Below are 15,704 nucleotides of genomic sequence, written 5' to 3' on the forward strand. Positions count from 1 at the left end.
GTCGACGGGCGCTGTTCGCTGGGTCTCAGACGATGACGTCGAGAATACGATCCGCCACCGACAGCTTGCTGCCCGAGGCCTCCATCACTATATCTCCGCCCTTCCGGAGCACGACGACTTCGTTGCTCTCGGTTGCGAAGCCCTGCTCCCAGCCCACCTGGTTGATGACGAGGAAGTCGCTGCCCTTCGCGGCGAGCTTCGAACGTCCCAGTTCGATGAGAGCGGAGGGCTCTGGCTCGGTCTCCGCGGCGAAGCCGACGAGCACCTGCCCGTCGCGCTTGCCGGCGGCGAGGCCGGCGAGGATGTCGGGGTTGGCGACGAGCTCGAGCGTGAGCGTCTGCCCCGCCTCCGACTTCTTGATCTTGCTCTCGCGCAGCTCGGCCGGGCGGTAGTCGGCGACGGCCGCGGTCATGACGACGACGTCCGCGGCGCGGGCGGCCTCCGTGACCGCCTCCTGCAGTTCGAGCGCGGTCTGCACCTCGATGAGCTCGACGCCCTCCGGCGGCTCCACCTCGAGGTGGGCGGCGATGAGGACGACCTCGGCGCCGCGGGCCTGCGCGGCGCTCGCGATGGCGACGCCCTGGCGGCCGCTCGACCGGTTGCCGAGGAAGCGCACCGGGTCCAGCGGCTCGCGGGTTCCGCCGGCGGTGACGACGACGCGCTTTCCGCTCAGGTCGACACCGCCGCGCGGGCGGCGCGCCGCGTCGTTCGCGCGCCGGCGCTCGGAGAGCACGACCACGTCGGCCGGCTCCGGGGCGGCGGAGACCACCAGCCGCGGGGAGACGCCCGCCGCGCGCAGGGCGGCGCGGACGATGACCTCCGGCTCCTCCATCCGGCCGGGACCGGAGTCGGCGCCGGTGAGCTGGCCGGAGGCGGGACCGACGACCGTCACGCCGCGGCTGCGCAGCGTCGCGACGTTGGCGACCGTCGCCGGGTTGCGCCACATCTCCGTGTGCATGGCGGGCGCGACGACGAGCGGGGCGGTGGAGGCGAGCACCGTGTTGCCCAGCAGGTCGTCGGCGATGCCGGCGGCCAGCTTGGCGAGCGTGTTGGCGGTCGCCGGGGCGATCACGATCAGGTCGGCGGACTGGCCGATCGCCACGTGCCGCACCTCGGCGACGCCCTCGTACAGGTCGGTGGCGACCGGGTTCCTGCTGATCGCCTCCAGCGTCGGCCGGCCCACGAACCGCAGCGCGGCCTCCGTCGCGACGACGTGGACGGAGTGGCCCTCGAGCACGAGTGCCCTGATCACTCCGACGGCCTTGTACGCGGCGATGCCGCCGGTCACTCCGACGACAACGGTCAATCGTGCGCTCACGGCGGCATCTCCTCATCGGCCAGGCCACGCCTGGCGGGGTCGTACCTGTTTACTCGGCGGCGATCGGCTTCAGGACCAGCTTGTCCTCGTTGATCTCGTGCAGGGCGACGGAGAGCGGCTTGTCGTCGACGGACGAGTCGACCAGCGGGCCGACGTTGTCGAACAGGCTGCCCTCGTGCAGGTCCGCGTAGTAGTCGTTGATCTGACGCGCGCGCTTGGAGGCGAAGATCACGAGCGCGTACTTGGACTCAACGCGCGCGAGAAGGTCGTCGATGGGCGGATCGATGATGCCGTTGTTGCTGGTTGCCATGCGGAAGTTCTCCTTGGTCGGCGGACGGATGGCGCCGGATCCGGCGCGAGAGGTCTGGGACGAGGTGCGGGCTACGGACGCGACGGCGCCGCGCGCACCTTCATCAAGTCTACGACCTCCCGCGCGGCGTCTGCGACGGTGTGGTTCACCACGCGGTAGTCGAACTCGTCCTGGGCGGCCAGTTCGACCTTCGCGGTCTCGAGCCTGCGCTGCTGTTCCGCGGCGTCCTCCGTGCCCCGGCCGATGAGCCGGCGCACCAGCTCCTCCCACGTCGGCGGCAGCAGGAAGATGAGCCTGGCCTCCGGCATGCTGGCCCGCACCTGGCGGGCGCCCTGCAGGTCGATCTCCAGCAGAACGCTGCGCCCCTCGTCGAGCGCGGCCTCGATCGGCTTGCGCGGCGTCCCATAACGGTACGCGTTGTGGACGGTGGCGTACTCGAGCAGCTCGCCCTCGGCGATCATCCTGTCGAACTTGGCGTCGTCGACGAAGTAGTAGTTGACGCCGTCCACCTCGCCGGGACGCGGCGCGCGCGTCGTCGCGGACACCGAGAGCAGCACGTCCGGGTAGTTCTCGCGGATGTAGGTGGAGACGGTGCCCTTGCCGACCGCGGTGGGACCGGCGAGCACGACCAGCTGGTTGCGCTGGCGTCCGGCCTTGTTCTCGCGCTCGATGAGGTAGTCGCGCAGCCGCAGCCGCTGGTGCCTGCCGAGGCCGCCGAGGCGCTTGGCGGGCGAGATCGCCAGTCGTTGCAGCGCCTCCTGCATCTTCGTGGTGCCGATCGCGGGCACGCTGAGCAGGAACTCCGTGACCCGGAGCCTGCCCTCGACGCCGTCCGGCTCCGACGTCGCGCGGTCGAGCACGGTCAGCGGGGACAGCTCACGTGCGGCGATCGCATTCTTGACGGCGGCGCGCGCCCGGCGCGCGGCGACGGCGGCCTGGGACGCGGCCCTCCTGTCCACCTGCGGCGGCGCCGGACGCCGCGAGACGCTGGGCTCAGGCATGGCGTGCACGCACCTCCTCGACGCGCGCCGCGACCGCGCGGGCGATCCCGTCGGGACCGGCGCCGAGCAGTCCGCGCGACTCGGAGACGATCACGCCGGGGGCGAGGGCACCGAACAGCCGGGGCGCATCCTCGACCTTCGCACCCTGGTGGCCGAATCCCGGCGCGAGCACGGGAGCCGCCGGCGTCGGCGCCGTCTCGGTGTCGATCCCGTAGTCGGCGAGATCGACGGTCGCCCCGAGGACGAGACCGACGGTGCCGAGAGCGTGCGGGGGCTGCTCCTGGTTGAACGAGTGCACGTCTTCGATGATCGCACGGGCAACGGTCATGCCCGCACGCGGACCGTCGGCGACGACCGCCTGTTGGATGGCCGCGGCTTCCGGGTTGGAGGTGGCGGCCAGCACGAACAGTCCCTTGCCTGCGCTCTCGGCGAGCCGCATCGGCTCCGCGATCGAGCCGACGCCCTGGAAGGCGGCGACGGTCATGGCGTCGGCCTCCAGCGGCGAGCCCGGGGTGAGCCAGGACTCCGCGTACGCGGTCACGCTGGTGCCGATGTCGCCGCGCTTCGCGTCGGCGATCACGAGCAGCCCCGCGGCGCGCGCTGCGGCGATGACCTCCTCGAGCGCCGCATATCCCGCCGCGCCGAAGCGTTCGAAGAACGCGACCTGCGGCTTGACGATCCCGGCCCGGCCCGCCGCCGCATCGACGACGCGCAGACCGAACTCGCGCACGCCCGCGGCCGAGGCCGGCAGGCCCCAGTCCGCGAGCAGGTGCGCGTGCGGGTCGATCCCGACGCACAGCCGGCCGCGCTCGGCGAAGACCTCGGCGAGTCGATCGCCGAACGCGGCACCGGCCTGGCTCATGCGCGCGCGGCCCGCTGGACGGCGTACTCCTGCAGCGACGTCACCTCGAAGCCCTGGCGCACCGCGTCCAGCGACGCGACGGCGGCGCTCAGCTCCGCGATGGTCGTGAACAGCGGCTTGTCGCCGGCGACGGCCGCTGCGCGGATCTCGTACCCGTCGGCGCGCGTCGTGCCGCCGCTCGGGGTGTTGATCACCACATCCACCTCGTTGCGCGTGATCAGGTCGACGATCGAGTCGCCCTCGACCGTCTCGCTGTACTTGCGCACGACGCCGGCGGGGATGCCGTTGCGGTTCAGCACCTCCGCCGTGCCCTCGGTCGCGATGATGTCGTAGCCGAGCTGACGCAGCCGCAGCACCGGGAGCACGATGGCGCGCTTGTCGCGGTCGGAGACCGAGACGAACACGGTGCCGGACAGCGGCATCCCGCCGTAGGCGGCGGCCTGGCTCTTCGCGAACGCGGTCGGGAAGTCCTTGTCGATGCCCATGACCTCGCCGGTCGAGCGCATCTCCGGGCCGAGAACCGAGTCGACGATCTTGCCGTCGCGGGTGCGGAAGCGCTTGAACGGGAGCACCGCCTCCTTCACCGCCACCGGCGAGTCCATCGGGATGACCGAGCCGTCGCCCTCGGGGAGCAGACCCTCGGCGACGAGCTCGTCGACCGTGGAGCCGACCATGATCCGCGACGCGGCCTTGGCCAGCGGGATGCCGAGCGCCTTGGACACGAACGGGACGGTGCGCGACGCACGCGGGTTCGCCTCCAGGACGTAGAGCACGCCGGCACCGATCGCGAACTGCACGTTGAGCAGGCCGCGCACACCGATCCCCTCGGCGATCTTCAGCGTCGCCTCGCGCACGCGGTCGATCTCGCGGCGGCCGAGCGTGATCGGCGGCAGCGTGCAGCTGGAGTCTCCGGAGTGGATGCCCGCCTCCTCGATGTGCTCCATCACGCCGCCGATGTAGAGCCGCTCGCCGTCGTAGAGCGCGTCGACGTCGATCTCGATCGCGTCGTCCAGGAACCGGTCGACCAGCAGCGGGTGCGCCGGTCCGACGATCCCCTGGCCCGCGACGCGCTCGAAGTAGTCCGCCAGCGACGGGCTGTCGTAGACGATCTCCATGCCGCGGCCGCCGAGCACGAAGCTCGGGCGCACCAGCACCGGGTAGCCGATCTGCTCGGCGACGTGGGCGGCGCTCGGGAAGTCGACCGCCGTGCCGTTGCGCGGCGCGAGCAGGCCGGCGTTCTCGAGGATCTCGGCGAACAGGCCGCGCTCCTCGGCCAGATCGATCGCGCTCGGGGTGGTGCCGAGGATCGGAACGCCGGCCGCCTCGAGCCCCTTCGCGAGACCGAGGGCGGTCTGGCCGCCGAGCTGCACCACGACGCCGACGAGCTCGCCGGACTGCGACTCCGCGTGGATGACCTCCAGCACGTCCTCGAGCGTCAGCGGCTCGAAGTACAGGCGGTCGGAGGTGTCGTAGTCGGTGGAGACCGTCTCCGGGTTGCAGTTGATCATGATCGTCTCGTACCCGGCGTCGTGCAGGGCGAACGAGGCGTGCACGCACGAGTAGTCGAACTCGACGCCCTGGCCGATGCGGTTCGGGCCGGAGCCGAGGATGACGACCTTGCGCTTGTCGCTCGGCTCGACCTCCGTCTCCTCGTCGTAGCTGGAGTAGTGGTACGGCGTGAGGGCGGGGAACTCGCCGGCGCAGGTGTCCACCGTCTTGTAGACAGGGCGGACGCCGAGGATGTGCCGCACCTCGCGCACGTCCGCCTCGCCGAAGCCGCGCAGCTCGCCGATCTGGGCGTCGGAGAAGCCGTGGTCCTTGGCGTAGCGGAGGGTGTCGGTGTCCAGGGTCTCTGCGGTGCGGATCTGCTCCGCCACCTCGTTGACGAGCACGATCTGGTCGATGAACCAGGGGTCGATCTTGGTCGACTCGAAGACCTGCTCCACCGTCGCGCCGAGCCGGAGGGCCTGCTGCACGTCGACGATGCGGCCGTCGGTCGGGGTCTTGATGGTCTCGAGCAGCTCCTCGACCGTGCGCTCCTCGGCGCCCCAGTGGAACGACGAGCCGCGCTTCTCCAGCGAGCGCAACGCCTTCTGCAGGGCGCTGGTGTAGTTGCGGCCGATGGCCATCGCCTCGCCGACCGACTTCATGGTGGTCGTGAGCGTGGGGTCGGCGGCCGGGAACTTCTCGAACGCGAACCGCGGCACCTTCACCACGACGTAGTCGAGCGTCGGCTCGAAACTCGCCGGGGTGACGCCGGTGATGTCGTTCGGGATCTCGTCCAGGCGGTAGCCGATGGCCAGCTTCGCGGCGATCTTGGCGATCGGGAAGCCGGTCGCCTTGGAGGCAAGCGCCGAGGAGCGGGAGACACGCGGGTTCATCTCGATGACGATGACGCGGCCGTTCTCGGGGTTCACCGCGAACTGGATGTTGCAGCCGCCGGTGTCGACGCCGACCGCCCGGATGATGTCGATGCCGATGTCGCGCAGCTTCTGGTACTCGCGGTCGGTGAGAGTGAGCGCCGGTGCGACGGTGATCGAGTCGCCCGTGTGCACGCCGACCGGGTCGACGTTCTCGATGGAGCAGACCACGACCGTGTTGTCGGCCGTGTCGCGCATGAGCTCGAGCTCGTACTCCTTCCAGCCGAGGATGGACTCCTCCAGGAGCACCTCGCTTGTCGGGCTCTGGTGGATGCCGTCGCCGACGATCCTGCGCAGCTCGTCCGGGGTGTACGCGAAGCCGGAGCCGAGGCCGCCCATCGTGAACGAGGGGCGGACGACGAGCGGGTAGCCCAGGTCCTCCGCGTACTCCAGCGCCTCGTCCACCGTGTGCGCGATGTACGAGCGGGCGACCTCCGCGCCGGCCTCGATGACGAGGTCCTTGAAGACCTGGCGGTCCTCGCCCTTCCGGATGGCCTCGAACTTCGCGCCGATCAGCTCGACGCCGTACTTCTCGAGGATGCCGTGCTCGTGCAGCTGCATGGCGGCATTGAGCGCGGTCTGGCCGCCCAGGGTCGGCAGGATCGCGTCCGGCTTCTCCTTGGCGATGATGGTCTCGATGACCTCCCACGTGATCGGCTCGACGTAGGTCGCGTCGGCGAAGTCGGGGTCGGTCATGATCGTGGCCGGGTTGGAGTTCACCAGGATGACGCGCACGCCCTCCTGCTTCAGCACGCGGCAGGCCTGGGTGCCGGAGTAGTCGAACTCGCAGGCCTGGCCGATGACGATCGGGCCGGAGCCGATCACCAGGACGGAGTGGATGTCGGTGCGCTTCGGCATCAGTCGGTGCCTTCCTGGGTCTGCGTCTCGTCCTTGTCCGACTCGCGAGCCTTGATCAGCTCGACGAAGCGGTCGAAGAGGTAGTTGGCGTCGTGCGGGCCGGCCGCCGCCTCGGGGTGGTACTGCACGCTGAACGCGGCGATGTCGAGGCAGTTGAGCCCTTCCACCACGTTGTCGTTGAGCGAGAAGTGGCTGACCTCGACGGTGCCGAAGCCGGCCGGAGAGTCGAAGGTGCCCTCCACCGGCGCCTTCACAGCGAAGCCGTGGTTCTGCGCGGTGATCTCCACCCGGCCGGTGCGCTTGTCGAGCACCGGCTGGTTGATGCCGCGGTGACCGAACGGCAGCTTGTACGTGCCGAGGCCGAGCGCGCGGCCGAGCAGCTGGTTGCCGAAGCAGATGCCGAAGTAGGGCAGGCCGGCGCGCAGCGTCTCCTGCAGCAGCGCGACGTGCTTGTCGGAGGCCTGGGGGTCGCCGGGGCCGTTCGAGAAGAACAGCGCGGACGGCTCGAGGCCGAGCACATCCTGGGCGGACACCTGCTGCGGGAGCACGTGCACGTCGAGGCCGCGGCCGGCCAGGTTCTCGAGCGTCGACTTCTTGACGCCGAGGTCGAGCACGGCGACCGAGCCGATCTTCTCGCCGACGGCGGGGACCGTGTACGGCTCGACGGTGGAGACCTCGGCGGACAGGTTGCGGCCGGTCATCTTGGACCCGGTGAGCACCAGGTCCAGCTGCTCCGAGTCGCTCAGGCCGAAGTCGTCGCCGGAGAAGATCCCGGCGCGCATGGCTCCCGCCGAACGGATGTGGCGGGTGACGGCGCGGGTGTCGATGCCGCTGATGCCGACGATTCCCTGCTCGACGAGGTCGTCGTCGAGGCTGCGCTGGGCGCGGAAGTTGGAGACCACCCGGCTGGGCTCACGGACGACGAAGCCGTCCACCCAGATCCGGCGCGACTCCATGTCCTCGTCGTTCGTTCCGGTGTTGCCGATGTGCGGCGCCGTCATCAGGACGATCTGACCCGCGTAGGACGGGTCGGTCAGGGTCTCCTGGTACCCGGTCATGCCGGTGGCGAACACGGCCTCGCCGAGCGTCCGCCCGCGGGCGCCGTAGGCCCGGCCCACGTACCGCTTCCCGTCTTCGAGGACGAGCACGGCAGGTTCTGCTGCGGCCACGTCACACCTCCCAATTCTTTGGACCAGTACGGTCATGGTTCGTACTCCCCTGGGCGCTGTCGCCGGGGAGGATGCTTTCGATGGCCGCGGTGAGCGCACCGCGACCGGCCGGGTCGACGACCCGGAAGTAGCTGTCGGCGGCGGCGCCGCCGGAGGTCGTCCAGCCGAGGCGGAGCAGGCCGTCCCGCTCCACCACGCGGTCGATGGCGACCGTCGCGGCGCCGACGCCGCTCAGCGCGGCGGCGGGGACGAAGACCGGCTGCTCGCCGGCGACGCGCAGCTGCACGCCGTCCTGCGAGACCTCCACGGTCCCCTTCCCGCGGTACGCCAGCCCGGGCAGGGCGAGCCGTTCCAGGTGCTCGCCCGCCTTGGTCGTCGCCACGTACAGGACGTCGGCCGTCGTGGTCGGCGCCGCGAGCGTCGCGGGGGCGGTGTACCCGCCGCCCGCGGGGGCGTCGCGGCGCATCCGTCGTCGCCAGCCCATGATCGCGAGCAGGAGCACCACGATCACGACCGCCAGGATGCCGATCGTCGGCAGGAGCTTATCCACGGGCCACCTCCAGCTGGTCGACGACCGCACCGTCGCGCACGGTCGCGAGACCGCGGTGGAAGGTCCAGGCCACCCGGCCCGGCAGCGTCATCGACAGGTACGGCGAGTTGACGCCCTTGCCGGCGAGATCGCCGGTCTGGAACGTCCGCGACGCCGTCGGGTCGTATAGGAAGAGCTCGGCGGGCGCACCGGCCTCGAGCGGTCCGCCGTGACCGGCCAGCCTGCCGATCCGGGCGGGCGTCGCCGAGAGCACCCGCGCGATGTCGGTCCAGCCGAGCATCCCGCTGTCGACGACGGACGCCTGAACGACGCTGAGCGCCGACTCGAGGCCGACCATCCCGAACGCGGCGGCGTCCCACTCGCAGTCCTTGGACTCGACGGGGTGCGGCGCGTGGTCGGTGGCGACGATGTCGATGGTGCCGTCCGCGAGCCCGGCGCGCAGCGCCTCGACGTCCTCGGCCCTGCGCAGCGGCGGGTTGACCTTGTAGCGCGCGTCGTATCCGGAGGCGAGCTCCTCGGTCAGCATCAGGTGGTGCGGGGTGACCTCGGCGGTCACGTCGATGCCGCGGGCCTTGGCCCAGCGGATCACGTCGACCGAGCCGGCGGTGGAGACGTGGCACACGTGCAGGCGGGACCCGACGTGCTCGGCGAGCAGCACATCCCGCGCGATGATCGACTCCTCGGCGACCGCCGGCCAGCCGGTGAGCCCGAGCTCGCCCGAGAGTGCGCCCTCGTTCATCTGGGCGCCCTGGGTGAGCCGCGGCTCCTGCGCGTGCTGGGCGATCACGCCGTCGAACGCCTTCACGTACTCGAGCGCCCTGCGCATGAGCAGCGGGTCGGAGACGCACTTGCCGTCGTCCGAGAAGACGCGGACCTGCGCCCGGGAGTCGGCCATCGCGCCGAGTTCTGCGAGCCGCTCGCCCTCGAGACCGACGGTGACGGCACCGATCGGACGGACGGTTGCGTAGCCCGCCGCCTCGCCGAGGCTGAGCACCTGCTCGACGACGCCGGCGGTGTCGGCGACCGGGGATGTGTTCGCCATCGCGAAGACCGCCGTGAAGCCGCCCGCCGCCGCGGCGCGGGTGCCGGTCAGCACGGTCTCGCTCTGCTCGTAGCCGGGCTCGCGCAGGTGGGTGTGCAGGTCGACGAGGCCGGGGAGCGCGAGCAGGCCGTCGGCGTCGATCACCGTCGCGCCGGCGGCGGAGAGCCCGGAGCCGGTCTCGGCGATGCGGCCGTCGCGGATGAGCAGGTCGGTGCGGGTGCCGTCGGCCAGCGTCGCGCCGCTGATCACGTAATGGGCAGGCACAGCTGAATCGTTCACACGCTCACTCATCGTTTCGTCGCCTCTTCGTCGGCACCGGACAGCAGGAGGTACAGGGCGGCCATCCGGACGGACACGCCGCTCGTGACCTGCTCTCTCACCGTCGAACGCGGCGAGTCGGCTGCCGCTGCCGAGATCTCCAGCCCGCGGTTCATCGGGCCTGGGTGCATGACAATGCTATCGGCCTTCAGGCGTGCGAGCCGTTCCTCGTCGAGCCCCCAGCGCCTGGCGTATTCGCGCGTGGTCGGGAAGAACGCCGCGTTCATCCGCTCGCCCTGGATGCGCAGCATCATCACGACGTCCGGGCGCTCGGCGATCGCGGCGTCCAGGTCGTAGCCGATCGCGGCCGGCCATCCGGACACATCCACCGGCAGCAGCGTCGGCGGGGCGACTAGGGTCACGTGTGCGCCGAGGGTGCGCAGCAGCCAGACGTTCGAGCGCGCGACCCGGGAGTGCAGGATGTCGCCGACGATGGTCACCGCGACGCCGTCGAGGTCCCTGCCCCGCGAGCCGGAGCCGTGCAGCCGGCGGCGCATCGTGAACGCGTCGAGCAGCGCCTGCGTCGGGTGCTCGTGCGTGCCGTCGCCGGCGTTGATGATGCCCGCGTCGATCCAGCCGCTCGTCGCGAGCGTCTGCGGCGCACCCGAGGCGCTGTGCCGCACCACGACCGCGTCGGCGCCCATCGCCTCGAGGGTCTGGGCCGTGTCCTTCAGGCTCTCGCCCTTGGAGACGCTGGAGCCCTTCGCCGAGAAGTTGATGACGTCGGCGGACAACCGCTTCGCGGCCGCCTCGAACGAGATCCTGGTGCGCGTCGAGTCCTCGAAGAACAGGTTGACGACGGTCTTGCCGCGCAGGGTCGGCAGCTTCTTGACCTCGCGCTCCTGCACGTCCGCCATGTCCTCGGCGACGTCGAGCAGCCGGATGGCGTCCTCGCGGGCCAGCGTCTTGGTCGACAGCAGGTGCCTCATGCCGCGCCCTCCTCGATCGTCACCGACTCCTCGCCGTCGACGTCCGCCAGGCGCACGTAGATGCGCTCGGAAGCGGCGGACGGCAGGTTCTTGCCGACGAAGTCCGCACGGATGGGCAGCTCGCGGTGCCCGCGGTCCACCAGCACGGCGAGCCGCACGGCGCGCGGACGCCCGATGTCGTTGAGCGCGTCCAGCGCCGCCCGGATGGTGCGTCCGGAGAACAGCACGTCATCGACCAGCACCACGGTCTTGCCGTCGATCGGGCCCGGCAGCGAGGTGGGCTGCGGGGTCCTCGTGGTGTTCCGCGACAGGTCGTCGCGGTACATCGTCACGTCGAGCGCGCCGACGATGTCGCCCGCGGACGCGACGGCCTGCGGTTCGATGCGCTGGATGTTCTCGGCGATCCTCCTGGCCAGCACGACGCCACGCGTCGGGATGCCGAGGATCACCAGATCGTTCGTTCCCCGGTTGGACTCGAGGATCTCGTGCGAGATCCGAGTCAACGCCCGGGAGATGTCAGCCTGGTGCAGCACGGTGCGCGCTGTCATGCCGACCTCCTTCCCCGCCTCACAGGACGGCTCGTTAAAGGATGTCTACCGATCGACGAGTCTACCAGGGCGCGCGCCTCCATCCGTTCCGGACTTCTTCCCGCGACACGCCGAAGGATGGCGTGAGCAACTCCGCAACCGATCCCAGATCGGCCAGGCACTCGCCGCCGCTCAGTTGCCGAGGAACGCCGCGAACGCCTTCTTGTCGGTCACCGAGCCGGGATACTGCTTGCCGTTCACGAGGACGGTCGGCGTGCCCTGGATGGAATCGAGCACCTTCCTGCCGTCCACCTCGATCGGTCCATTCTGCGAGTGCACGGTGTTCGCCTGCGCCCACGCCTGGTACGGCCCGCTGCGCGTGATGCAGCCGCTGATATCGGCGATCCCCAGATCGGTCGCCCGCTTGGCGAGCTCGTCGTCGGTGAGACCGCTGGAGCCCTCTTCCGGCTGGTCGGCGAACAGCGCCTGGTAGTAGTCGAGCACCTTGTTCTGGTCGTGCACGCCGACGCACACCAGGGCGGCCGCCGCACGGGTCGAGTAGCCGGTGCCGTTCGAGCGCGAGTCGAGGAAGGTGATCGGGTGCAGACGCACGGTGACCGAGTCGTCCTTCACCGCGTTCGACAGCGTGGCGCCGTTCGTGCGCTCGAACTCGCCGCAGAACGGGCACATCGCATCGAACCAGATGTCGACCTTCTTCTCGCCCGTGCCTGCACTGAGGTAGCCGCCGTCGAAGTTGACAGCGCCGTCGGTCCCCGTCGGCGGTTTGGCCGTCGCGACCGGCACGCTGGAGTCGCCCATCAGCGAGCACGCGGCCGCTCCTGTGGCGACCGCGACGCCGAGCACGGTCGCGGCGATCGCGCGGACGATTCGCTTCATGCCTGTCCCCTGTTCAGGTGCGCGGGTTGTTCTGCGCGATCTTCGCCAGCAGCCCGTTCACGAAGCCGGCGGAGTCGTCGGTCGAGAGCACGGTGGCCGCCTCGACGGCCTCCGAGATCGCGACGCCCTCCGGCACCGCGTCGTTGAAGAGCAGCTCCCAGACGCCGATGCGCAGGATGGCGCGATCGACGGCGGGCATGCGCGCGAGCGTCCAGCCCTGGGCGTACGTCTCGATCTGCTCGTCGATCTCGTCCTGGTGGTCGATCACCCCGTCGACGATCTCGCGGGCGTACAGCCACGACGCCTCACGCGCCGGCTCGTTCGCCGCGCGCTCCGCCTCGGCGGCCAGGGCCTGCGGCAGCGAGAGCTGCCGCAGGTCGGCGCTGAAGAGCACGTCGAGGGCGCGCTTGCGCGCCTTGGTCCTCGCGCTCACTAGTCGTTGACGCGGCCGAGGTAGTCGCCCGTGCGGGTGTCGACCTTGACCTTCGTGCCGGTCTCGAGGAACAGCGGGACCTGGATCTGGTAGCCGGTCTGCACCGTGGCGGGCTTGGTGCCGCCGGTCGAGCGGTCGCCCTGCAGGCCCGGCTCGGTGTAGGTGATCTCGAGCACGACGGAGGCCGGGAGCTCGACGTAGAGCGGCTCGCCCTCGTGCAGCGCGACGGTGACGTTCTGGTTCTCGAGCATGAAGTTGGCTGCGTCGCCGACGACCGGGCCCGGGATGGTGATCTGGTCGTAGTCGCTGGTGTCCATGAACACGAAGTCAGCGCCGTCCTGGTACAGGTACTGGTAGTCGCGGCGGTCGACGTTGGTGATCTCGATCTTCGCGCCCGCGTTGTAGGTGCGGTCGACCGTCTTGCCGGTGGTGACGTTCTTCAGCTTGGTGCGGACGAACGCACCGCCCTTGCCCGGCTTGACGTGCTGGAACTCGATCACGCTCCAGAGCTGTCCGTCGATGTTGAGGACGATCCCGTTCTTGATGTCAGCGGTCGATGCCATGCGCGTGTTCCATTCGGTATTCGGAAGATTCGGGTGGATGCGGACGCCGGAGCGTCGTCCACGAAGGGGGTCCATCCAGCGGCGGCCCCAAGAGATTCTAAAGGTCAGCGCGCGTTTCGGCGAATGGAGGCGAGCGCGAGCCGGTACGACTCGAAGCCGAAACCGGCGATCACCCCGGTCGCGACGGCGCTGATGACACTCGTGTGCCGGAACTCCTCGCGGGCGTGCGGGTTGGAGATGTGCACCTCGATGACCGTCCCACCGGCCTTCGTTACCATGCCCACCGCATCCCGCAGCGCGTAGGAGTAGTGCGTCCACGCGCCCGCGTTGAGGATGACGGGCGCACCGGTGTCGATCGCCTCGTGCAGCCAGCCGAGCAGCTCGCCCTCGGTGTCGGTCTGCCGGAGGTCGATCGTCAGCCCGGGGGCGTCGTCCTGCAGCAGCGCGCGCAGGTCGTCGAGGGTCCCGGAGCCATAGACGTCGGGCTCGCGGGTGCCGAGCCGCCCGAGGTTCGGGCCGTTCAGAACGAGGACGCTGGTCATGCCGCTCACCCTACCGGTGCCTCCCCGTCCGCGAGCGGCCGGACGCGCACGGCGGACCAGACGTCGTCGACGGAGACGTTGCTGACGGGACGCCAGCCGAAGGCGCCTGACTCCGCGATGATGACGTCGCGGTTGACGTCGGCGCGACCGCCCTTCGGGTACAGGAACCAGACGGCTCGTGCGCCGCCGAGCACAGGAAGCTGCCCGGCGAAACGTTCGAGCAGCTCGTCGCGCGTGCGCACGAACGTCACCGCGACGGCGGCCGCGGCGGGCGCCGACTCCGTGACGCCGTCCGGCAGCGGATCGAGCAGTGCGCGCTCCGGCTCCGACGCTCCGGACACGCCGAGCGCGTCGCCCGGCCGGACCAGCAGCTTCTCCGCAACGGTCTTCGCCATCAGGAGCCGATCTCCTGGTAGGCGGCGAACAGCAGGCTCTGGTCGGGACCCGCGAGCACGGTCGGGCGGGCGACGTCGTCGAGCACAATGAACCGGAGCAGGCTGCCGCGGGCCTTCTTGTCGCGCTGCATCGTCGCCAGCAGCGTCTGCCAGCGACCGAGCGGGTAGCTGGTGGGCAGTGTCAGGGATTCCAGGATGCGGCGGTGCCGCTCGACGACCTCGTCGCTCAGGCGCCCGCTCAGCCGGCCGAGCTCGGCCGCGTACACCATCCCGACCGAGATCGCCGCGCCGTGCCGCCACTGGTAGCGCTCCGCGTGCTCGATCGCGTGGCCGAGGGTGTGGCCGTAGTTGAGGATCTCGCGGAGGCCCTGCTCGGTGAAGTCCTCCCCCACGACGCGCGCCTTGATGCCGATGGAGAGCTCGACGAGCCGGCGGAACTCCGGCGACTCCGGGTCGGTGGCGACGTCCACGTCCCGTTCGATGATGTCCAGGATCTCCGGCTCGGCGATGAAGCCGTACTTGACGACCTCGGCGAAGCCGGCGAGCAGCTCGTTCCGCCCGAGCGAGGTGAGCGTGTCCAGGTCGCAGACCACGGCCGACGGCGCGTAGAAGGCGCCGACGAGGTTCTTGCCCTCCGCCGTGTTGATGCCGGTCTTGCCGCCGACCGCCGCATCCACCATCCCCAGCACCGTCGTCGGCACCTGCACGAGCGTCACGCCGCGCAGCCAGGTGGCCGCGACGAAGCCGGCGAGGTCGGTCACCGATCCGCCGCCGAAACCGACGACAGCGTCGGAGCGCGTGAAGTCGGCCTGGCCCATGATCTGCCAGAGGAACGAGGCGACCTCGATGCGCTTGGCCGCCTCGGCGTCCGGGACCTCGGCGAGGAGCACCTCGTACGTCCCGAGCAGCGACTCGCGGAGCTCAGCGGCCGCGGCGCCCAGGGTCGGCGCGTGCACGATCAGGATCTTGCTGACGCCGCTGCCGAGGTGACGCGCCAGCTCGAAGCGCAGGCCGCGCCCGACGACGACGGGGTACGGTCGCTCCCCCGCCACCAGGATCTCGGTCGGTTCGTCGGTCATTCCATTCCCTCCTCGGCCCAGCGGGCGATCTCTTCGACGATGGTCTCGATCGGCCGGGACGATGTGTCAGCGGTGTAGTCGGCGAGCGACTCGTAGAGGCCCCGGCGCTCGGAGACGAGCCGCTTCCAGGATTCGATGTCGGTCACCAGCGGCCGCTTGCTGTTCGCGATGCGCTTGGCGATCGCCTCCGGCTGCACGGTGATCAGGACCACGCGCGTCTCCGCAAGGTCGGCGCGGGTGTCGGCGTCCAGGATCGCGCCGCCACCGAGCGAGACGACGCCCGGCTCTGCGACCGCCTCGGCGACCGCCGCGCGCTCCAGCCGACGGAAGTACGGTTCGCCGTGCTCGGCGAAGATGCCGGGGATCGGTCCGTGCTGGGAGACGACGACCGCGTCGGTGTCCACGAACGGCAGCCCGAGCCGTTTGGCCAGCCGCTTGCCGATTCTGGTCTTCCCCGCCGCGGGCGGCCCGATCAGGACGATCGTCACCGC

The 15,704-nt window shown here is 70.5% G+C and carries 17 protein-coding genes; all 17 read right to left on the bottom strand.

Going from position 1 to position 15,704, the window contains the following annotated elements:
• Positions 1–25: 25 nt before the first annotated feature.
• Positions 26–1,306, bottom strand: a complete 1,281-nt coding sequence (locus tag AAME72_RS18095) for a bifunctional phosphopantothenoylcysteine decarboxylase/phosphopantothenate synthase (RefSeq protein WP_348790172.1) — start codon at positions 1,304–1,306, stop codon at positions 26–28.
• Between the two features lie 61 nt (positions 1,307–1,367).
• Complete coding sequence (rpoZ, locus tag AAME72_RS18100) at positions 1,368–1,628, bottom strand: DNA-directed RNA polymerase subunit omega (RefSeq protein ID WP_348787919.1); 261 nt, start codon at positions 1,626–1,628, stop codon at positions 1,368–1,370.
• A gap of 71 nt (positions 1,629–1,699) precedes the next feature.
• Positions 1,700–2,629: a guanylate kinase gene (gene gmk / locus AAME72_RS18105; protein ID WP_348787920.1), complete on the bottom strand. Its 930-nt coding sequence runs from the start codon at positions 2,627–2,629 to the stop codon at positions 1,700–1,702.
• Positions 2,622–3,491 carry an orotidine-5'-phosphate decarboxylase gene (gene pyrF, locus AAME72_RS18110; protein WP_348787921.1) on the bottom strand — a complete coding sequence of 290 codons (870 nt, stop codon included), beginning with the start codon at positions 3,489–3,491 and terminating at the stop codon, positions 2,622–2,624. Before pyrF ends, gmk begins: the two co-directional genes overlap by 8 nt.
• On the bottom strand, positions 3,488–6,769 hold the full coding sequence (gene carB / locus AAME72_RS18115; protein ID WP_348787922.1) for a carbamoyl-phosphate synthase large subunit: 3,282 nt from the start codon (positions 6,767–6,769) through the stop codon (positions 3,488–3,490). The genes pyrF and carB overlap by 4 nt, the downstream gene beginning before the upstream one ends.
• Positions 6,769–7,974 (bottom strand): glutamine-hydrolyzing carbamoyl-phosphate synthase small subunit, encoded by a 1,206-nt coding sequence (carA, locus tag AAME72_RS18120; RefSeq protein ID WP_348787923.1) that lies wholly within the window; start codon positions 7,972–7,974, stop codon positions 6,769–6,771. The genes carB and carA overlap by 1 nt, the downstream gene beginning before the upstream one ends.
• Positions 7,940–8,488, bottom strand: coding sequence for a hypothetical protein (locus tag AAME72_RS18125; RefSeq protein WP_348787924.1), 549 nt, complete (start codon positions 8,486–8,488; stop codon positions 7,940–7,942). The genes carA and AAME72_RS18125 overlap by 35 nt, the downstream gene beginning before the upstream one ends.
• Entirely contained in the window at positions 8,481–9,821 is a 1,341-nt protein-coding gene (locus AAME72_RS18130) for a dihydroorotase (protein WP_348787925.1), read from the bottom strand. The genes AAME72_RS18125 and AAME72_RS18130 overlap by 8 nt, the downstream gene beginning before the upstream one ends.
• Positions 9,818–10,777 (bottom strand): aspartate carbamoyltransferase catalytic subunit, encoded by a 960-nt coding sequence (locus AAME72_RS18135; RefSeq protein ID WP_348787926.1) that lies wholly within the window; start codon positions 10,775–10,777, stop codon positions 9,818–9,820. The genes AAME72_RS18130 and AAME72_RS18135 overlap by 4 nt, the downstream gene beginning before the upstream one ends.
• Positions 10,774–11,325: a bifunctional pyr operon transcriptional regulator/uracil phosphoribosyltransferase PyrR gene (gene pyrR / locus AAME72_RS18140; protein ID WP_348787927.1), complete on the bottom strand. Its 552-nt coding sequence runs from the start codon at positions 11,323–11,325 to the stop codon at positions 10,774–10,776. The genes AAME72_RS18135 and pyrR overlap by 4 nt, the downstream gene beginning before the upstream one ends.
• Before the next feature lie 171 nt (positions 11,326–11,496).
• Entirely contained in the window at positions 11,497–12,201 is a 705-nt protein-coding gene (locus tag AAME72_RS18145) for a thioredoxin domain-containing protein (RefSeq protein ID WP_348787928.1), read from the bottom strand.
• 13 nt (positions 12,202–12,214) lie between these two features.
• Entirely contained in the window at positions 12,215–12,634 is a 420-nt protein-coding gene (nusB, locus tag AAME72_RS18150) for a transcription antitermination factor NusB (protein ID WP_348787929.1), read from the bottom strand.
• A complete protein-coding gene (efp, locus tag AAME72_RS18155; RefSeq protein WP_348787930.1) occupies positions 12,634–13,197 on the bottom strand; it encodes an elongation factor P in 564 nt (187 codons plus the stop codon). Before efp ends, nusB begins: the two co-directional genes overlap by 1 nt.
• 104 nt (positions 13,198–13,301) lie before the next feature.
• On the bottom strand, positions 13,302–13,739 hold the full coding sequence (locus AAME72_RS18160; protein ID WP_348787931.1) for a type II 3-dehydroquinate dehydratase: 438 nt from the start codon (positions 13,737–13,739) through the stop codon (positions 13,302–13,304).
• 5 nt (positions 13,740–13,744) lie between these two features.
• Positions 13,745–14,134, bottom strand: a complete 390-nt coding sequence (locus AAME72_RS18165; protein WP_348787932.1) for a hypothetical protein — start codon at positions 14,132–14,134, stop codon at positions 13,745–13,747.
• Positions 14,134–15,213: a 3-dehydroquinate synthase gene (gene aroB, locus AAME72_RS18170; protein ID WP_348787933.1), complete on the bottom strand. Its 1,080-nt coding sequence runs from the start codon at positions 15,211–15,213 to the stop codon at positions 14,134–14,136. Before aroB ends, AAME72_RS18165 begins: the two co-directional genes overlap by 1 nt.
• Complete coding sequence (locus AAME72_RS18175; protein WP_348787934.1) at positions 15,210–15,701, bottom strand: shikimate kinase; 492 nt, start codon at positions 15,699–15,701, stop codon at positions 15,210–15,212. Before AAME72_RS18175 ends, aroB begins: the two co-directional genes overlap by 4 nt.
• Positions 15,702–15,704: the final 3 nt, after the last annotated feature.

The organism is Leifsonia sp. NPDC080035 (genome assembly GCF_040050925.1).
Lineage (GTDB): Bacteria > Actinomycetota > Actinomycetes > Actinomycetales > Microbacteriaceae > Leifsonia.

What these genes read in the sequence shown, in the direction of transcription:
- rpoZ (WP_348787919.1), bottom strand. Translation starts at nt 1,628, where the DNA reads ATGGCAACCAGCAACAACGGCATCATCGATCCGCCCATCGACGACCTT.
- gmk (WP_348787920.1), bottom strand. Translation starts at nt 2,629, where the DNA reads ATGCCTGAGCCCAGCGTCTCGCGGCGTCCGGCGCCGCCGCAGGTGGAC.
- pyrF (WP_348787921.1), bottom strand. Translation starts at nt 3,491, where the DNA reads ATGAGCCAGGCCGGTGCCGCGTTCGGCGATCGACTCGCCGAGGTCTTC.
- carB (WP_348787922.1), bottom strand. Translation starts at nt 6,769, where the DNA reads ATGCCGAAGCGCACCGACATCCACTCCGTCCTGGTGATCGGCTCCGGC.
- carA (WP_348787923.1), bottom strand. Translation starts at nt 7,974, where the DNA reads ATGACCGTACTGGTCCAAAGAATTGGGAGGTGTGACGTGGCCGCAGCA.
- AAME72_RS18130 (WP_348787925.1), bottom strand. Translation starts at nt 9,821, where the DNA reads ATGAGTGAGCGTGTGAACGATTCAGCTGTGCCTGCCCATTACGTGATC.
- AAME72_RS18135 (WP_348787926.1), bottom strand. Translation starts at nt 10,777, where the DNA reads ATGAGGCACCTGCTGTCGACCAAGACGCTGGCCCGCGAGGACGCCATC.
- pyrR (WP_348787927.1), bottom strand. Translation starts at nt 11,325, where the DNA reads ATGACAGCGCGCACCGTGCTGCACCAGGCTGACATCTCCCGGGCGTTG.
- AAME72_RS18145 (WP_348787928.1), bottom strand. Translation starts at nt 12,201, where the DNA reads ATGAAGCGAATCGTCCGCGCGATCGCCGCGACCGTGCTCGGCGTCGCG.
- efp (WP_348787930.1), bottom strand. Translation starts at nt 13,197, where the DNA reads ATGGCATCGACCGCTGACATCAAGAACGGGATCGTCCTCAACATCGAC.
- AAME72_RS18160 (WP_348787931.1), bottom strand. Translation starts at nt 13,739, where the DNA reads ATGACCAGCGTCCTCGTTCTGAACGGCCCGAACCTCGGGCGGCTCGGC.
- AAME72_RS18165 (WP_348787932.1), bottom strand. Translation starts at nt 14,134, where the DNA reads ATGGCGAAGACCGTTGCGGAGAAGCTGCTGGTCCGGCCGGGCGACGCG.
- aroB (WP_348787933.1), bottom strand. Translation starts at nt 15,213, where the DNA reads ATGACCGACGAACCGACCGAGATCCTGGTGGCGGGGGAGCGACCGTAC.